Consider the following 16,791-nt stretch of genomic DNA (forward strand, 5'->3'; position numbering starts at 1 on the left):
GCCCGCCCGGGCCGGGCCGCGCGGCCCGTGGCGCCGGTGGCCCGCGCACATCGCGGGCGCGGGCGTACTCCCCGGGACGTAGCACCGGCCACCTCGCCCGGGCGACGCGCCCGGGCCGGTCATTCGCCTACGGTGTGGAGGTGATCTCGTCCCGCATCAGCCGCCTGGCGCACTGGCCGGGGCTCGGCCGGCTGCCCGTGTGGACGGTGCCCCTCGTGGTCCTGTTCTTCCAGCTCATGGGCGCCAGCGGGGCCGAGCAGGGTGTGTACGGAGAAGTGCAGACCTACTACCCGACGAGGCTGGACCTGTTCGCGCATCTCCTGCTCTGCGCGGGCCCGGTCACCCTGCTCGCCCGGCGGCGGCGGCCGATCCTCACGCTGCTCGCGGTGGGCGTCATCACCCTTCTCTACTACCTGCGTGCCTACGTATACGGCCCGGCCTTCCTGTCGGCGGCGGTGGCGATGACCGCCGCCGTGACGGCAGGGCACCGGCGCCTCGTGTGGATCGCGACTGGCGCCGGTCTCACCGGCTACTTCACGGTGTCGGCCCGGTGGGGGCTGCCGCCGGAGCAGGCCGGAGTCACCTCCGACCGCATCTTCCCGATGGAGCGCCCGACCCTCCTCGGCGCCACGTACGTCGTGGCCTGGGTGCTGGTCGTCCTGACCAGCGCCGAGATCGTACGGATCCGCAGCGAGAAGGCGACGCAGGCGGACCGGACCCGCGAGGAGGAGGGCCGACGGCGCGCGAGCGAGGAGCGGCTGCGCATCGCACGGGAACTGCACGACGTGCTCGCCCACAACATCTCGATGATCAACGTGCAGGCGGGGGTGGCCCTGCACCTCATGGACGACCGGCCCGAACAGGCCCGTACCGCGCTGGCCGCCATCAAGGAGGCCAGCAAGGAGGCGCTGAGCGAGATGCGCTCGGTCATCGGGGTACTGCGGCAGCAGGGCGACGACGCCGCGCCGCGCGCCCCCACCGTCGGAATGGCACGGCTGGACGAGCTCGTCGGCCGCGCCCGGTCGGCCGGTGTCGACGTGCACACCGAGATCGACGGCACCGTCCGGCCGCTGCCCGCGGGCGTCGACCTGGCCGCCTTCCGCATCGCCCAGGAGTCACTGACCAACGTGACCCGGCACGCCGGGCCGGGACCGGTCACGACGTGGGTCCGCATCGCCTACGGTGAGGGACAGATCGAGGTCGAGGTCGAGGACGAGGGCAAGGGCGCGCCCCTGCTCGCGGAGGATTCCGGCGGCAGCGGGCTGCCCGGCATGCGCGAGCGGGCCGTCGCTCTCGGCGGGGAGTTCGCGTCCGGGCCGCGGCCCGGTGGCGGCTTCCGGGTCTGGGCCCGGCTCCCCTTCGAGGAGGACGAATGATCCGGGTGCTGCTCGCCGACGACCAGGTGCTCGTACGCGCGGGGTTCCGTGCCCTGCTGGACGCCCAGGACGGCATCGAGGTGGTCGGTGAGGCCGGCGACGGCGAGCAGGCGGTGGGCCTGGCGCGCTCGACCCGGCCCGACGTGGTGCTCATGGACATCCGCATGCCGGTGCTCGACGGCCTGGCCGCCACCCGGCGCATCGCCGCCGACGAGCGCCTGGCCGACACCCGCGTCGTCATCCTCACGACGTTCGAGATGGACGAGTACGTCTTCGAGGCGCTGCGCGGCGGAGCCAGCGGCTTCCTGGTCAAGGACACCGAACCGGTGGAGCTCATCCACGCCGTTCAGGCGGTGGCCGCCGGAGACGCTCTGCTGTCGCCCAGCGTGACCCGGCGCCTCATCGCCGAGTTCGCCACCCGCGCGAAGGAACCGCGACCGTCGCCGCATCTGAAGTCGCTCACCGATCGGGAACGGGAGGTCATGGCGCTGGTCGGCGAAGGGCTGACGAACGAGGAGATCGCCGCGCGGCTGGTGGTCAGCCCCGCCACGGCGAAGACCCATGTCAGCCGGTCGATGGTCAAGCTGGGCGCCCGTGACCGGGCCCAGCTCGTGGTGTTCGCCTATGAGTCCGGTCTGGTCAGGCCCGGCTGGCTGGGCTGACCGTCCCTCGACCCCTGACGATCAGGGATCGCGGTGGTGCTGAGGGCCGCGGTCCTAAATCGTCAACCTATGCGGATCTGTTAACCGCAGTCGGTAATGTCGCGGGACATGTCACAGGGGGAACGGGAGCCGGGGCGGCTCCTCGCACAGCGCTATCGGCTCGTCTCCGTGGTGGGCCGAGGTGGCATGGGCACGGTCTGGCGGGCCCGCGACGAGGTGCTCGGCCGCGAGGTCGCGGTCAAGGAGGTCAATCTCCGCAGCGAGCTCGCCGACGAGGAACGCGACCTGCTGCACCATCGCACGCTGCGCGAGGCCAGGGCGACGGCCCGGCTGAACCATCCGGGCATCGTGACCGTCCACGACGTCGTCGACGAGGACGACCGGCCGTGGATCGTCATGGAGTTCGTCGAGTCCCGGTCTCTCCAGGACGTCATCGAGCACGAGGGGCCACGTCCGCCCCGGTGGGTGGCCGAGATCGGCCGCCAGACGCTCGGCGCGCTGCGGGCCGCCCACTCGGTGGGCATCCTGCACCGCGACGTCAAGCCCGGCAACGTGCTCATCACCGGCGACGGCCGCGCGGTGCTGACCGACTTCGGCATCGCCCAGGTGGAGGGCGACCCCGGGCTCACCCATACCGGACTGCTGGTGGGATCGCCCGCGTACATGGCGCCGGAGCGGGTCAGAGGCGAACGCGCCGCTGACGCCTCCGATCTGTGGGCTCTCGGCGCGACGCTCTACGCCGCCTGCGAGGGGCGCCCTCCGCATGCGCAGGGCACCGCCATGGCGGTCATGGCCGCGGTCCTCACCCAGGACCCGCCGCCACCGCGCAACGCGGGGCCGCTCACCCCGCTGCTGCGCGGACTGCTGCACCGTGACCCGGCTCAGCGCATGGACGCGGGCACCGCCTCGGACCTGCTCTCCCAGGTCGCGGACGGCACGGCACCACAGCCCCCCGGCACCCCCCTCGGCACCGCCACCATGGAGGACCCGTGGCCCGCGCCTCTCGGTGCCATGGCCCGGCCGGACGACCGCACCGCGCAGGTCGCGTACGGCGGGATGCCGACCCCGCCGCCGGGCGGCCACCCGGCGGACCTCGGCACGACCGGCCCCGGCACGACCGGCCCCGGCACGGCGGATGTCGGCGCACCCCGGCGCGGGGGCCCCAACGCCGGGTTGCTCGTCATGGTCGGCGCCCTGGTCGTCATCGTCGTGGCCCTCGTCGGAGCGCTCCTCCTACAAGATCGCTCGCACCGCGCCGCGTCGCCGGGAACGAGCACGTCACCGAAGACGGGCGGGTCGCCCTCGGTGCCCGTGTCACCGGCCGGTGACGGCTCGGCGCCGGCCGCGTCGGCGGACCCCGGGTCGGGCGGCGAGGCTTCGCTGCCGACGGGCTGGCGCACGGCACAGGCCTTCGATGCCACGGTCGGCGTGCCGCCCGGGTGGCGCCGCTCGCAGGAGGGCGCGAGCGTGTTCTGGCGGGATCCGAGGTCGGCGGCCTACCTGCAGGTCGATCGCACGCCGTGGAACGGCGGGCCGTTCGAGGCGTGGCAGGGGTGGGAGGCGGAGGTGCTGGCCAAGAACGCGCTGAAGAACTACCAGCGGGTCGGTCTCCGGCGGGTCGACGGCCTCCCCTATGAGGCCGCCGACATCGAGTTCACCTGGGACGGCAAGGGCGGAGTCCGGATGCGCGGGGTCGACCGCCGCATCATCGCCGGTGGTCGGCGCTACGCCGTCTTCGTCGCGGTGCCCGCCGCGCAGTGGGACACCTCCCGGCAGCAGGTCAACGGCTTCCTGGACACGTTCGTCCCCTGAGCGTCGCCGGCGTCCGTCCGAACCCGCCATTCCGTCCGGACCCGGCATGGCGCGGCCGGAACACGGCCGCAGCGCCGCCGAGGAGCGGCAGCGGTACGGCCGAAACCCGTGGAGCACGACGAGCGTCCTAGTGAAGCCTGAGTGAACCGGCGTTGACCAGGCACCCCCATGAGCGATCGTGGGACAGGCTTCGCAAGGTGGGCAGTCGACCGTCGTACGGGGGACAATTCCGCAATGGCGCAGGATCAGGGTCATCTGCTTGGACGGCGCTACCGGCTCGTGTCAGTGGTGGGCAGAGGTGGCATGGGCACCGTGTGGCGGGCGCACGACGAGGTGCTCGGCCGCGACGTCGCGGTCAAGGAGGTGCTGTACCCGCCAGGTCTCACCGACGACGAGGAACGGATCCTGTACGAGCGGACGTTCCGTGAGGCGCGGGCTTCGGCGCGGCTGAACCACCCCGGTGTCGTCACCGTGCACGACGTGGTCGAGGAGTACGGGCGGCCGTGGATCGTCATGGAGTTCGTACGGGCCCGCTCTCTGCAGAACATCATCGACGAGGACGGGCCGCTCTCGCCCGCGGTGGCCGCCGAACTCGGACACCAGACGCTGAGCGCGTTGCGCCACGCGCACGCGGCGGGAGTCCTGCACCGCGACGTCAAGCCGAGCAACGTGCTCGTCACGGGCGACGGCCGGGTCGTGCTCACCGACTTCGGCATCGCCCAGGCCGAGGGCGACACGACCCTCACCCAGACCGGTCTGGTCATGGGCTCGCCCAACTACATCCCGCCGGAACGGGCGCAGGGCGAGCGGGCGATACCCGCCTCGGACCTGTGGGCGCTCGGCGCCACCCTCTACGCGGCGGTCGAGGGCGGGCCGCCGTACGAGCGCGAGGACGCGGTGGCGTCGCTCGCGGCGGCGCTGAGCGAACCGGTGCCGCCGCCCCGCCACTCCGGCCCGCTGCGACCGGTGCTCGACGGCCTGCTGAACCGTGATCCGGCACACCGCATCACGGCCGAGCAGGCGCTGCCGATGCTCCGCACCGCGGCCCAGTCCGTCACCGGTTCCCGCGGCGAGCCGTGGCGGCCCGCCCGCACCGGCCAGGTGCCTCCGGCCCCGTCCGCTCCGCCGCCCTGGGACGCCGGTCCGCAGCGTGACGACGACACGGCGCTCGATCCGCCGCCCGGCCCGGAGGGCGACGTCGAGCGAACGGTGATGGACGCGTCGGTGTTCGAGGCCGCCACGCATCTCGACCGTACGGAGCACACACCGCCGCCCGTCCACCCGCCGGCACCGATCCCGGCCACGGGGCCGGCGCCGACTCCCATGTCGACGTCGCATGTCGCGGACGCACCGACCCAGGTGGGACGGGACTGGGTGCCGCCCGAGATCGCGAACTGGCATGAGACGGGGAACCGGGCGCCGGCCGTGCAGCGGCGGCGCGAACGCACCAAGACGACGGTCATCGTCGTCATCGCGGCGATCCTCGTCGTGGCCGCGCTCGTCGCCGGGGCCTTGATCCTGCGGTCCCGGGCGGCGAACCAGGGCCGGTCCACGGACGGCGGAACGCCGCTCTCGCAGAGCGGCGGCAAGAGCGGAACGAACAGAGGTGGTTCACCGGCCGCCGACGTCCCCGAGGGCTATGTGACCGCGAGAGAGAACGGGTTCACGGTCGCCGTCCCGCCCGGCTGGACCAGGCGGTCGGCGGGCGACAGCGTGTTCTGGGACGCCCCCGGTAGGACGACGTTCCTGCAGATCGACCAGACCGCGTGGACCGGCACCCCGCTGCAGGAGGCGTACCGGTCGGACGGCAACGCGCCGAGCGGTCCGAACTTTCCCGGCTACGCCATCGAGTCGATCCAAGGGCTGAAGTACCAGGGGGTCGACGCCGCCGACTGGGAGTTCACCTTCGACGACGCCCGCGGCCGGGGAACCGTGCGGGCCAAGGACCGGTTCGTCCGCCTGAACGGTCGCACGTACGCCATCTACTTCCGCGCGTTGGACGGCGACTGGTCCTCCGCGCTGACCGAACTCGACGCGATCTACCGAACCTTCAGAGCCGGATGACGACACCCGCCCCGTGAGGGCCGGCGCGGAGGGCCGGCCCTCACGGTCGGTGCAGATGGTCGGACCAGATCATCAGTGGTCCGACGGTCGAAACGGCTCAGCCGGATTCGAAGGACTCGTAGACGGGGGCGAGACGCTCGAAGGTCTCGTTCCATCCGCGGGAGGGAGCCGACAGCAGGATCGCGTACCCGTGCCCGTTGGTCACGAAGCCGCGGTTCAGCACGTGCATCGAACCGTGCGTGAACTCCCAGTCCGCGGCCTTCTTCCCCGAGGGGTCCGAGACCGGGGCGCCGTCGGCGACCGCGGCGATCTTGATCTCCTTGTAGCCCGGGTACCGGCCCGGGGCGCCACGCGCCTGACCCTGCCAGTCGGCCAGGGCGCTCTTGCCCGGCTTGTCGGTCTGGTCGATCTGGAGGTAGGCGTCCCGGTCGGGTGCGGAGAAGAACACGCTGGTCCGCGAGTACGAACGCCGCTCGGGCCCGCTCCAGTCCTTGGGGATGGCCACGGAGAAACCGCTCGGGTCGTTGTGGAGCTTGAATCCCTCAGGGACACCGGACGTGGTCGCCTTCGGTGCGCCCGATGCGCTCGGCGACGGCTTCTGCGCAGCAGCCCGTGCCTTCGTGGACGGGCTCTTCGGCGGCACCGCCGGGGCCGGGGATTCGTTCGACCGCCGGCCGGCGTTGTCGCCGGAGTTCAACGCCTGGATGGCCACGATGCCGAGCGCCAGCAGCGCGATGCCCACGATGACGAGGATCACCGACGTCGTCGTGACCCGCACCTGCGGAATCCGCGGGCGGCGGGGGGGTGCCGGAGCGGACGGGTCGGCGGCCATGGTGGACGCGGAGGCCACCCCTGCGCCGGCCCCCTGCTCGGTGTCGTCGGCGCCCGTCGCCCATGAGATGGCGGCGTCCGGATCGCCGTCGCTGACAGTGCGGGCGGCCGGCGGCTCGGACGAGGTGTCCGCGAGCTCCCGAGCCGCGGCGGCCGGCGGCTCTTCCCGCGGCATCTGGATCGGGCGGGTCTTGTCCACGGCCGGAGACCGCGCGCGGACCAGCTCGTCCAGCAGCATCCCGGCCTCACGGGCGTCCATGCGCTCGTCGGGGTTCTTGCGGAGCAGTCCCTCGATCACCGGTGCGAGAGGGCCCGCGTTGGCGGAGGGCTCTGGCTCCTCGGAGATGATCGCCACGAGTGACGCCATGGGTTCGGAGCGCTCGTACGGCGACTTCCCGTCGACCATGGCGTAGAGCGTGATGCCGAGCGACCACAGGTCGGACGCGGGCCCGACGGTGCGCCCGCGCGCCCGCTCCGGCGCGATGTAGGCGGGGGACCCCATCACTAGCCCGGTCTGGGTGAGGGTGACGTCGCCGGTGGCGGTGGCGATGCCGAAGTCGGTGAGCACAGCGCGGTCGCCGGCGCCGAGCAGCACGTTGCTCGGTTTCACGTCTCGGTGCAGGACGCCCGCCTCGTGCGCCGCGTGCAGGGCGGCCAGCATCTGCCGGCCGATCTCGGCGGCCCGGCGCGGGGCCAGCGGCCCCTCACGCTTGATCACCTGGTCGAGTGACTGCGACTGGATGAGCTCCATGATGATCCACGGCCGGCCGTCCTCCTCGACGACGTCGTACACGGTGACGACGCCGGGGTGGCCGAGCCGCGCGGCCGTACGGGCCTCGCGGAAGGTTCGCTTGTACTGGATCGTGCGCTCGTCGTCGCTGAGACCGTGCGGAAGGATGACCTCCTTCACCGCCACGTCGCGGCCGAGGACCTCGTCATGAGCCTGCCATACGGTGCCCATCCCCCCGCGACCGACGGGCTTGCCCAGCCGGTAGCGCCGAGCGAGCAGGCGGCTTTGGTCGGCGCGGGTCTCCACGGGGTCCGTGGATCCGGTATCCCCGGTCGACTCATTAGGCATATGCGTGACCATATCGATATTTGCTGACATTTCGGATGCGACTCGCAGGTCACGTCCCCCCTACCCAGACGGCTTGACTGGTAACACCGAGTTCCACATCAGCGGTGCACAGCGTGGCGCCGGGAGGTGTGCCCACGAGCCGGTACAGACCTAGTCACCCTTGCCCTGGGCACTCTGCTCCTGGACACTCTGCCCTGGACACTGGGCGTCAGTGGCGCGGGGACGATTCTACTGATCATGATAATCGTATGCGGGTTCGCCGTGTCCGTGTCGTGGATACACCGGATCGGTACGGCGCCCGGCCGAGCCCGCAGCCGCGACCGCGCCCGTCACGCACCCCGGGATCGTGGGCGGTCACCATCGGCGGTTGTGCTCCGCGATGAGCGCCGGCAGCTCGGCGAGCGAGTCCAGCCGGAAACGACATCGCTCCAGCGCCTCTTCGTCGCGCTGGATGAAACCCCAGGGGCCCCGGCGCAGGAAGGCGACCTGCATCCCGCAGTCCAGTGCCGGCCGGACGTCGTTGTCGATGCGGTCCCCCACGTACAGGACGCACCCGGCTGGACGGTCGGCCGCCTCGACACATCGCCGGAAGAACTCCGGCGCCGGCTTCTCCACTCCCCACACCGCCGAGATGCCGACGACGTCGACCTTCAGGCCGAGGTCGGCGAACTGCCGCACGGCGGCCACCGGCTGGTTGCCGGCCACGCCGACGAACAGCCCCTGGTCGCGAAGCTCGGCCAGGCAGTCCCGCGCGTCGGGGTAGAGGTCCTGGGCGGCGAAGCCGTTGGGCATCCCCGCCTCGGCCCTTCGCCGCTCCTCGACGTCCAGGTCGAAGCCCGGCCGGAAGTACTCGAACAGCTCCTGGTGCGACCCTCCGGTCACGAGGATCGCGCCCAGCTTGGTGAGGAACGTGTGCCGCGGCACGCCCAGCCAGTCGGCCCAGCGGCCGTAGATCTCGCCCTCGTTGACCAGCGTCTCCCCGATGTCGAAGAAGACCGCCTCGATCCGCATGCCCCCTCTTTCCCCTCTTCCTGTGTCAACGGTCCGATGGACGCCCGGGTGCCCGGCCTTCGGCATGAGCACGCTCAGCGGTCGCCGCCCGGTGTCACAGCTCCACCGACTCGCCGTCTCGCAGGCGCCGGATGTCCGCGCCCGACCGTTTCGCCTCACCGCTGAGCTGCCCGTCTACCAGGCTGAGACCCACGTCGTTGAGCAGGCCGTCGTGAACGGAGTACGCACGTCGCGGTTCGATCTCCCGCAGGTACGCGTACATGTCCAGCGACTTCATCCATGGCGCGTTGGTCGGCAGGCACAGTGTCGGCAACGTCACGTCGGGAATGGTGAACGCGTCTCCGGGGTGGAAGACCTCGCCCTCCACCAGGAAGCCGATGTTGTCCACCGGCGGCACGTCCGGGTGGACGACCTCGTGCTTCTCGCCGTAGACGTGCACCTCGAATCCGGCCACCGTCACCGCGTCGCCGTGCCCGGTGACGTGAACCCGCCCGCCCAGGTCGGACAGGCCATCGGCGACCGGCCGGCAGGTCCAGACCTCCAGCCGCGGGTCGGCGGCCATCGCCCTGCGGAGCCGGTCACCCTCGAAGTGGTCGAAGTGCTCATGCGTGATGAGCACCGCGTCCGCGCCCGCGAAGGCGTCGTCCTCAGGCGTCAGCGCCCCCGGATCGATGACGAGAGTCCGGTCGTCCTTGCTCAGCCGTACGCATGCGTGCCCCAGCTTGGTGAGCAGCATCGCTCTCCCTCCCTAGCAGCGCCACTAGCACCGATCTTCGCATGTCGCCCATGACGCCTTCGCGGCACCTTGATGGAACGCGTTTCACTCAGCGCAGAGCGGGACGAGAGTTCCCGGACCTGGACCTGGACCTGGGCCCGGGCCCTGGAGCCGGACCGGCGACATGGATCAGGCCCCGGATCCGGCAGTCCAGGGCCTGGGCGACACGGACGCTGAACGGCCGGCTCACGATCATGGATCGCGCAGGCGACCGTTCAGCGTCCTTGGTCATCCTCCTTCGGTGGGCTGGTCACCGATGAGGAAGGCGACATCACCGTGCTCATCGACTTCGGCGTCCAGGGTCTTGTCGTTCAGCATCTCGGCGGCCTCAGACTCCAGATAGACCCGTACGCCATGACTCTCGACGACCTCGTCGCCCGCTTCCGGGCCGGCGGTCACCGACAGGCTGAGCGAGCCCGAGCCCTCGGGCCCCGAGGCGATGCGGAGACCGGTGTCCGGCGGCACTTCAGGCTCGTCGGATACCGAACGGATCACTTGTGCGGCGTTGTCGGTCAGCGTAAGCACGACCACTCCTCACGTATTCGTTATCGGAACGCCCTGATCACCAGGACGCTCCGATTCCCGGAACGCTGGCCCCCTGCCCGTGCTGACCTTGCCTAAACAGACGAAATCCCCCAGGTTGGGGGGCCGACGCCTCTTACCCCGCCGGGGCGAGGGCGCGCACCGCCTCGGGCATCGACAACCGCCCGCCGGGCAGCACCGCGAGGATCGGCGTGCTCAGACCGTTGTCCACATACTCCTGAACGCGTGCCCGGCACCGTTCCGGCGAGCCGTGCACGATGAGGTCGTCGACCACCTCGTCGGGAATGAGAGCCAGGGCGCCCTTGCGGTCTCCCGCGGCCCATGCCTCGTTCACCGGCTTGAGCGCGTCGCCGCGGCCGAGCCACTCGTGGAACGCCGCGTACACGGGGACGGTCAGGTAGGCGGCGATCAGCCGGCGGCCGAGCCGGCGCGCCTCCTCCGCGTCCTCGGTCGGGCAGACGAAGATCCGCGCGAGCAGTTCGGGTTCCGGGCCGAGCTCGCCCCTGACCTTCCGTACGTCATGAGGGGCCAGCCAGTTGGTGATCGCGCCGTCGGCCTCCCTGGCGGCCAGCCGCAGCATTCCCGGACGTAGCGCGGCGAGCACGATGGGCGGAGGCGTCTCGGGCACCACGTCGAGGGTGAACCCCTTGACGGAGAAGGTGTCGTACTCGGCGCTGACCTTCCCGCCCTTCAGCGCGCTCCGCAGAAAGCGCAGGGTGTCGCGGACCCGCTTGTACGGCTCCTCGAACGGGACGTCGTTCCAGCGCTCCACGATCACCGGTGACGAGGTGCCGATCCCGAGGACGAACCGCCCCGGCGCGAGCTGCGCCATGGTCGCGGCGTGCTGGGCCAGCAGCGCCGGGCCGCGGGTGTACACCGGCACGATGGCCGGCCCCAGCCGCAGCCGTGGGGCCCACTGCGAGGCGAGCGCGAGCGGCGTGAAGGCGTCCGTGCCGTTGGTCTCCGCCGACCAGGCATCGGTGTAGCCGAGGTCGGCCAGTTCACCGACGATCTCCCGATGCTCCGGCAGCGGCATCCCGATCAACGGAATCGTCAATCCCCAGCGTGAGCTCATGCGACGGTCTCCCGTGGTCTCAGGCGATGGATGGGCGGATCATGGCGCCACCGTCGACCACGATGGCCTGCCCGGTCAGCCAGCTCGCGGTGTCGCCGGCCAGGAAGACGGCGGCGTTCGCGATGTCCTCGGGCTCGCCGATCCGGCCGAGGGGCATGAACTTGCTGATGCCCTCCTCGTTGTTCTCCCAGAGTGCCCGGGCGAGATGGGTCTTGACCAGGCCCGGCGCGATCGCGTTGACCCGTACGGCCGGAGCGAGCTCCATCGCGAACTGGCGGGTCAGGTGGATGACGGCCGCCTTGGTGGCGTTGTAATAGCCGATGCCGTGCTCGGTGACCAGGCCGCCCACCGAGGCGATGTTGATGATCGCTCCCCCGCGTTGCTCCATGGACGCCTTCCAGGCCAGCCGGGTCCACTGCACGATGGCGAACTGGTTGACCTGCACCGTCTTGGCCGCCCGCGCGGCGTCGAGGTCCACCATCGGGCCGAAGTAGGGGTTCGTGCCGGCGTTGTTCACGAGCACGTCGATCCCGCCGAACTCGGCCACGGTGGCATCGACGCAGGCGCGAGCCTGGTCCTCCTCGCCCACGTGTGCGGCCTTGGCGAGGACGCCGACCGCCGGATGGGCGGCCCTGATCTCCCCGGCCACCACGTCGAGCGCGTCCTGCTTGCGGGAGGACAGCACGACGTTGCAGCCCTCTCCGGCCAGCGCCACGGCGATCGCCTTGCCGATGCCCCTCGACGCGCCGGTGATCAACGCGGTCTTGCCTTGAAGTCCCGTCTGCACGTACCGGTTCCTTCCCGCTCTGTTCGTCGCCTGCGTTTTCTCGGCCTGCGTTTCGGCGCGCTGCGTCCGGCAGCTCACCGAATCAGGCTCGGTCCCACATTAGCGAGGTGACCGACCAGTTGGTATGCGCACTCACAGGCTGCCCCTTCCGCCTAAATAGAACGCGTTATAGATTTGACCGGTCGCTTGGTCAAGGAGGTCGCGTGGGCATGACCGTCGGACGTCTCGCCGTCGAGGGCTGGTTCACCACCGATCCCGTACGGCTGGTCGGCACCCGTTGCACGAGTTGCGGCACGCCGTACTTCCCGCGCAACGAGTTCGCCTGCCGCAATCCCGGCTGCGACGGGCCCCGAGACGGCTCGGAGCTGGAGGAGCACCGGTTGTCGACCCGCGGGCGCATCTGGTCGTACGCCGACAGCCGCTACCGGCCGCCGCCTCCGTACATCGCGGCCGAGCCGTTCGAGCCGTACACGATCGCCGCGGTGGAACTCGAGGAGGAGCGCATGGTGGTGCTCGGCCAGATGGTCCCCGGCGTCGGCATCGACGACCTGGCCGTCGGCATGGAGGTCGAACTGACCGTCGGCACGCTCTACGAGGACGACGAGGCCGAGTACCTGATCTGGCAATGGCGACCGACCACCCCCCAAGCCAAGGCCACCCCAGGAGCCCCTGCGAGCGGAGCGAGCCGATGAGCCCTGCGAGCGGGCGCGCGGTGGCTGGACTGAGGAGTGTAGGGAGCCTGCGACCGGAGCGACGAGGGAAGCCGCCGCGTCAAAGCGCCCGCGAGCCGGCGAGCGGAGCGAGCCAATGAACGCAGTGGCGGTGCTCGGCGCCGGAATGCACCCGTGGGGTAAGTGGGGGCGTGACTTCACGGAGTACGGGCTGGTGGCCGCTCGCGCGGCGCTCGCCGACGCGGGCCTGCACTGGCGGGACGTGCAGTACGTCGTGGGCGCTGACACCATTCGCAACGGTTATCCGGGCTTCATCGCGGGCGCGACGTTCGCGCGGGCCCTCGGCTGGTCGGGCGCGCGGGTGGCGAGTTGCTACGCGGCGTGCGCCTCGGGCGCGCAGGCCATCGACATCGCGCGTGCCCGGATCCTGGCCGGGCTGTGCGATGTGGCCCTCATCGTCGGCGCCGACGCCGCGCCGAAGGGCTTCTTCAAGCCCGTCGGCGGAGACCGGCCGGGCGATCCGGACTGGCTGCGCTTCCGGTTGCTCGGCGCGACCAACCCGATCTACTTCGCGTTGTACGCGCGGCGCCGCATGGCGATGCACGGCGCGACGCTGGACGACTTCGCCGCCGTCAAGGTGAAGAACGCACGCCACGGGCTGGCCAACCCGTACGCCCGCTACCGCAAGGAGGTCACCGCCGAGGACGTGCACGCGTCGGCGGTGGTGGCCGACCCCCTCCGGCTGCTGGACATCTGCGCGACCAGTGACGGCGGCGCGGCGATCGTGTTGTCGTCGCTCGACTTCGCCCGCGCGCACGGAGTACCCGATCCGGTGCGGATCCCGGCCGTGTCCACGGTGACGCCGACGTTCCCCCACACCATGCTCGACCTGCCCGACTTCGCCACCGACTCCGCGATGACCGTGCCGCCGCCGGATCGCCCGTTCCGCTCCGCCATCGCGGCCGCCGCGTACGAGGAGGCGGGCGTGGGGCCGGAGGACATGTCGCTGGCCGAGGTCTACGACCTGTCGACCGCGCTGGAGCTCGACTGGTACGAGGACATCGGCCTGTGCGCCGAAGGGGACGCCGAGCACCTGCTGCGCTCCGGGGCGACGGCGCTCGGCGGGCGGGTACCCGTCAATCCGAGCGGCGGGCTGGCGTCGTTCGGCGAGGCGGTACCCGCGCAGGCGATCGCCCAGGTCTGCGAGCTGACCTGGCAGCTGCGCGGGCAGGCCGAGGGCCGGCAGGTCGGCAACGCCCGGGCCGGCATCGCGGTCAACCAGGGCCTGTTCGGCCACGGCTCCGCCATCATCGCCGTCCGCTGACCTCCCGGCCTGACTTCACTGGAAGACGATCAAGGATCGGGACACCCCTGGCTACCCCGATCCTTGATCGTCTCACCCGCCGAGCTCAGTAGCTCATGATCACGACGAGTCCGCGGTCGGTGGTCGCGGCCTCGTGCAGCCACTCACGTTGGTGATGCACGATCGCCTCCCACGTGGCGTACTCGGGCACGTACCGGCTGTCCGGCCTCTCCGGCAGCGTGGTCCGATCACCGATCCGCGCGAGGGCGGCCCACGGTACGGCGGCGGCCCGGTCCAGGGCGGCTCGTACGGTCGCCGGGCGCATGGCGTACAGGACGTCGGGGTCGCAGGGCGCGCCGGCGTCCACACTGAGGTCATTTGATCGGGTTTCATAACCCGTGCGGAAGTTGTCCGGGTAGAGCATCCGCACGAAGGCGTCCGCCGGATCTCGCAGGTCGGGGGGCAGGTGCGGGCGCAGACTGTCGTAGTACTCGCCGGCGACCATGAACGCCCGTCCACCCCAGAAGTCGTGTTCGTCGGCATAGGGAAGCAGGTTCGGCATGTCGCCGGGGGGAGCAGATCTCCCAGCGGCCCAGGCCGCCTGCAGCTCCTCGTTCTGCCGGACATTGGCCTCCCAGTAGAAGTCCAGGCCTCCGGCGGCTCGGAACGCGGCGACCATCGGCTCCCAGTGCGTCACCAGCGCGAAGACGTCGGTCCCCATCACCCGCTCCCCGGTCGTGTGCGGCTGCACGAGATGGGCGTCACGGTCACACCAGGAGTTTATGGACAGCTCCGGCACTGAGAAGGCCGGACCGTCACCCTTCACGCCGTTCGCCCCCGCTGCCACGGCCGCCGGCGGCGTCGGCTCGAATGAAGACGGGCGGCGCTGGGCAGAGGTGGCTTGACGGCTGCGACCGACAAGGTGGTGCTGGAGACATGGAGCAGCTCAACGCGTTCGACACGGCGCTCACGGAGTTCGACCGCCGGGTGCACCAGGTGACGGGCGAGCAGTGGGACGCCGCCACGCCATGCAGCGACTGGACCGTGCGCGATCTGGTCGGCCACCTCACCGCCGAACATCTGTGGGCGCCGCTCCTCCTGCGCGGGGCGACGCTGGGCGAGGTCGGCGACCGGTTCGACGGCGACGTCCTCGGCGACGATCCGGTCGGTGCGTGGGAGCAGGCCGTCGCGGAGTCGAGCCTCGCCTTCCACCGGCCGGGCGCCTTGGACGGCTCGGTGCACACCAGCGGCGGCCGGACGCCGGCGGCCGAGTACGCCTGGCAGATGACCATGGATCTCACCGTGCACGCCTGGGACCTCGCCCGCGGCATCGGGGCCGATGACGGGATGGACAAGAACCTGGTCGCGACGGTGTTGGCAGGCGCCGAGTCGCGCATCGGCGACTGGCAGGGCCTCGGCATCTTCGACCCTCCCGTGGACGTGGCCGAGTCGGCGAGCGTCCAGGACAGGCTCGTGGCCCTGCTCGGACGAAGGCCGTGAGATGACGGACGCCCACTCGCGATGGGCGAAGGCGACTCAACCGAGCTGGCCGGCCTCGACCCAGACCGGCGGCCGTCCCAAGATCAGCGGACCCGGCGGGCCGACGGCCCGCGACCCGTGAGCAGGCACGGGCCGCGGTGGTCATGCGACCGGCGCTTTACCCTCGGCCTCTCCGACCCGGGTCTCGCCCGCCGAGGAGTCGGGCACCGAACCCCCGTCCGTTAGTGATTCGCCCGCCGAGGTGCTGGCGGGCAGGGCGAGGACGGCGGCCATGGTCAGCGCCGGCAGCGCGAGTGCGCATAGGAACGCCGCCCGCAGGCCGGCGGCCAGTTCCCCTGGCCCGGTCCCCCCGTGCGAGGCGTAGACCGAGACGGCGCTCAGCGCGGCGAGGCCGAGCGGGGCGCCGAGCTGGAACGAGGTGTTCAGCAATCCCGAGGCGAGTCCCTGCTCGTCGTCGCGCACACCCGTGGTCGCCACGATCATGGCGGGGGCGAACCCCAGGCCGGCGCCCACTCCGAAGACGACCACGCCGGGAAGCACCCGCGTCCAGTACGCGCCGCCCGCGGCCGTGCCGTCTCCGGTCGCCACGGACACCGCGAGCAGCAACAGGCCGAGAGCGCTCAACGCCGCCGTGCCCACCAGCATGCGGCGTACGCCGAACCGCCCGACGAGCCGCCCGGCCCGGCTGGAGATCAGCACGATGGCGGCGGTCACCGGGACGAACGCCAGCCCCGTCTGCAGCGGGCTCAGGTTCAACAGATTCTGCAGGTAGAGCGTGCAGAAGAACTGCACGGCGAGCCCCGCCGACGCGCTCAGCGCACAGATCAGGTTGCCCAGCCGCACCTGCGGGTTCCGGAACATCGAGAGCTTGACCAGCGGGTCCGCGGCCCTGCGCTCCGCCCACACGAACAGGCCCAGCAGCGAGAGGCCCGCGAGCGCGGCGGCCCCCACCAGGTGGCCGGGTCCCTGCTCCGCCCGGGACACCGCCGTCACGACGAGCACCGCGCCGCCGGTGAGCAGCACCGCGCCCGCGACGTCGGTCCGTCCCGTACGCTCCGGTCGCCGGCGGCCGACCAGGCGGGTCACCGCCACCGCGACCACGATGCCGATCGGCACGTTGACCAGGAAGATCGCCCGCCAGTGGACCAGGTCGGTGAGCACTCCCCCGACGATGCTCGCGGCGGTGGCGCCGCCTGAGGTGACCGCTCCCATGACGCCGAGCGCGCGGTTACGGGCATCGCCTTCGGCGAAGGCCGTGGTGATGAGGGCGAGCGCCGAGGGCGAGACGAGCGCGGCTCCGAGC

At 71.4% G+C, this 16,791-nt stretch carries 15 protein-coding genes; 7 read left to right on the forward strand and 8 right to left on the reverse strand.

Annotated elements, in window-relative coordinates; translation table 11 throughout:
- From HKK72_RS26105 to HKK72_RS26120, 4 genes are all read left to right on the forward strand, one after another.
- Positions 1–1,376, forward strand: a 1,376-nt coding sequence (locus HKK72_RS26105) for a sensor histidine kinase (protein ID WP_222721140.1), incomplete at its 5' end; no start/stop codon positions are given.
- Positions 1,373–2,038 (forward strand): response regulator transcription factor, encoded by a 666-nt coding sequence (locus HKK72_RS26110; protein WP_187237076.1) that lies wholly within the window; start codon positions 1,373–1,375, stop codon positions 2,036–2,038. The genes HKK72_RS26105 and HKK72_RS26110, both read left to right, overlap by 4 nt.
- A 108-nt stretch (positions 2,039–2,146) precedes the next feature.
- Positions 2,147–3,850 carry a serine/threonine-protein kinase gene (locus HKK72_RS26115; RefSeq protein ID WP_222721141.1) on the forward strand — a complete coding sequence of 568 codons (1,704 nt, stop codon included), beginning with the start codon at positions 2,147–2,149 and terminating at the stop codon, positions 3,848–3,850.
- A 234-nt stretch (positions 3,851–4,084) separates the two neighbouring features.
- Positions 4,085–5,914: a serine/threonine-protein kinase gene (locus HKK72_RS26120; protein WP_187237078.1), complete on the forward strand. Its 1,830-nt coding sequence runs from the start codon at positions 4,085–4,087 to the stop codon at positions 5,912–5,914.
- Positions 5,915–6,011: 97 nt separating this feature from the next.
- Here HKK72_RS26120 and HKK72_RS26125 read toward each other — a convergent pair whose 3' ends face one another.
- The 6 genes from HKK72_RS26125 to HKK72_RS26150 all read right to left on the reverse strand — a co-directional run bounded on the left by HKK72_RS26125 (position 6,012) and on the right by HKK72_RS26150 (position 12,014).
- On the reverse strand, positions 6,012–7,823 hold the full coding sequence (locus HKK72_RS26125; protein WP_261987206.1) for a serine/threonine-protein kinase: 1,812 nt from the start codon (positions 7,821–7,823) through the stop codon (positions 6,012–6,014).
- Between the two features lie 354 nt (positions 7,824–8,177).
- Positions 8,178–8,834 carry an HAD family hydrolase gene (locus tag HKK72_RS26130; RefSeq protein ID WP_187237080.1) on the reverse strand — a complete coding sequence of 219 codons (657 nt, stop codon included), beginning with the start codon at positions 8,832–8,834 and terminating at the stop codon, positions 8,178–8,180.
- A gap of 94 nt (positions 8,835–8,928) precedes the next feature.
- On the reverse strand, positions 8,929–9,570 hold the full coding sequence (locus HKK72_RS26135) for an MBL fold metallo-hydrolase (RefSeq protein WP_187237081.1): 642 nt from the start codon (positions 9,568–9,570) through the stop codon (positions 8,929–8,931).
- A gap of 267 nt (positions 9,571–9,837) precedes the next feature.
- Positions 9,838–10,134 (reverse strand): HesB/IscA family protein, encoded by a 297-nt coding sequence (locus HKK72_RS26140; RefSeq protein WP_187237082.1) that lies wholly within the window; start codon positions 10,132–10,134, stop codon positions 9,838–9,840.
- Positions 10,135–10,267: 133 nt separating this feature from the next.
- Positions 10,268–11,227, reverse strand: a complete 960-nt coding sequence (locus HKK72_RS26145) for an LLM class F420-dependent oxidoreductase (RefSeq protein WP_187237083.1) — start codon at positions 11,225–11,227, stop codon at positions 10,268–10,270.
- 19 nt (positions 11,228–11,246) lie between these two features.
- Entirely contained in the window at positions 11,247–12,014 is a 768-nt protein-coding gene (locus HKK72_RS26150; protein WP_187237084.1) for an SDR family oxidoreductase, read from the reverse strand.
- 209 nt (positions 12,015–12,223) lie between these two features.
- Between HKK72_RS26150 and HKK72_RS26155 the strand changes: the two genes are divergently transcribed.
- Together HKK72_RS26155 and HKK72_RS26160 are read left to right on the forward strand one after the other, a co-directional pair.
- Positions 12,224–12,706, forward strand: coding sequence for a Zn-ribbon domain-containing OB-fold protein (locus HKK72_RS26155; RefSeq protein WP_187237085.1), 483 nt, complete (start codon positions 12,224–12,226; stop codon positions 12,704–12,706).
- A 115-nt stretch (positions 12,707–12,821) separates the two neighbouring features.
- Positions 12,822–14,009, forward strand: a complete 1,188-nt coding sequence (locus tag HKK72_RS26160) for a lipid-transfer protein (protein ID WP_187237086.1) — start codon at positions 12,822–12,824, stop codon at positions 14,007–14,009.
- An 85-nt stretch (positions 14,010–14,094) separates the two neighbouring features.
- Here the strand turns inward: HKK72_RS26160 and HKK72_RS26165 are convergent, their stop codons facing one another.
- Positions 14,095–14,709 carry a hypothetical protein gene (locus tag HKK72_RS26165; protein WP_187237087.1) on the reverse strand — a complete coding sequence of 205 codons (615 nt, stop codon included), beginning with the start codon at positions 14,707–14,709 and terminating at the stop codon, positions 14,095–14,097.
- Positions 14,710–14,924: 215 nt separating this feature from the next.
- Here HKK72_RS26165 and HKK72_RS26170 point away from each other — a divergent pair, with 215 nt between their 5' ends.
- Positions 14,925–15,488 (forward strand): TIGR03086 family metal-binding protein, encoded by a 564-nt coding sequence (locus HKK72_RS26170; protein ID WP_187237088.1) that lies wholly within the window; start codon positions 14,925–14,927, stop codon positions 15,486–15,488.
- 141 nt (positions 15,489–15,629) lie between these two features.
- Here HKK72_RS26170 and HKK72_RS26175 read toward each other — a convergent pair.
- On the reverse strand, positions 15,630–16,791 hold a 1,162-nt coding region (locus tag HKK72_RS26175; RefSeq protein ID WP_187237089.1), incomplete at its 5' end, for an MFS transporter.

The sequence above is a fragment of the Actinomadura sp. HBU206391 genome (assembly GCF_014323665.1).
Classification (GTDB): domain Bacteria; phylum Actinomycetota; class Actinomycetes; order Streptosporangiales; family Streptosporangiaceae; genus Actinomadura_C.

What these genes read in the sequence shown, in the direction of transcription:
- HKK72_RS26115 (WP_222721141.1), top strand. Translation starts at nt 2,147, where the DNA reads ATGTCACAGGGGGAACGGGAGCCGGGGCGGCTCCTCGCACAGCGCTAT.
- HKK72_RS26125 (WP_261987206.1), bottom strand. Translation starts at nt 7,823, where the DNA reads ATGCCTAATGAGTCGACCGGGGATACCGGATCCACGGACCCCGTGGAG.
- HKK72_RS26120 (WP_187237078.1), top strand. Translation starts at nt 4,085, where the DNA reads ATGGCGCAGGATCAGGGTCATCTGCTTGGACGGCGCTACCGGCTCGTG.
- HKK72_RS26135 (WP_187237081.1), bottom strand. Translation starts at nt 9,570, where the DNA reads ATGCTGCTCACCAAGCTGGGGCACGCATGCGTACGGCTGAGCAAGGAC.
- HKK72_RS26170 (WP_187237088.1), top strand. Translation starts at nt 14,925, where the DNA reads ATGGAGCAGCTCAACGCGTTCGACACGGCGCTCACGGAGTTCGACCGC.
- HKK72_RS26130 (WP_187237080.1), bottom strand. Translation starts at nt 8,834, where the DNA reads ATGCGGATCGAGGCGGTCTTCTTCGACATCGGGGAGACGCTGGTCAAC.
- HKK72_RS26155 (WP_187237085.1), top strand. Translation starts at nt 12,224, where the DNA reads ATGACCGTCGGACGTCTCGCCGTCGAGGGCTGGTTCACCACCGATCCC.
- HKK72_RS26110 (WP_187237076.1), top strand. Translation starts at nt 1,373, where the DNA reads ATGATCCGGGTGCTGCTCGCCGACGACCAGGTGCTCGTACGCGCGGGG.
- HKK72_RS26160 (WP_187237086.1), top strand. Translation starts at nt 12,822, where the DNA reads ATGAACGCAGTGGCGGTGCTCGGCGCCGGAATGCACCCGTGGGGTAAG.
- HKK72_RS26165 (WP_187237087.1), bottom strand. Translation starts at nt 14,709, where the DNA reads ATGGGGACCGACGTCTTCGCGCTGGTGACGCACTGGGAGCCGATGGTC.
- HKK72_RS26145 (WP_187237083.1), bottom strand. Translation starts at nt 11,227, where the DNA reads ATGAGCTCACGCTGGGGATTGACGATTCCGTTGATCGGGATGCCGCTG.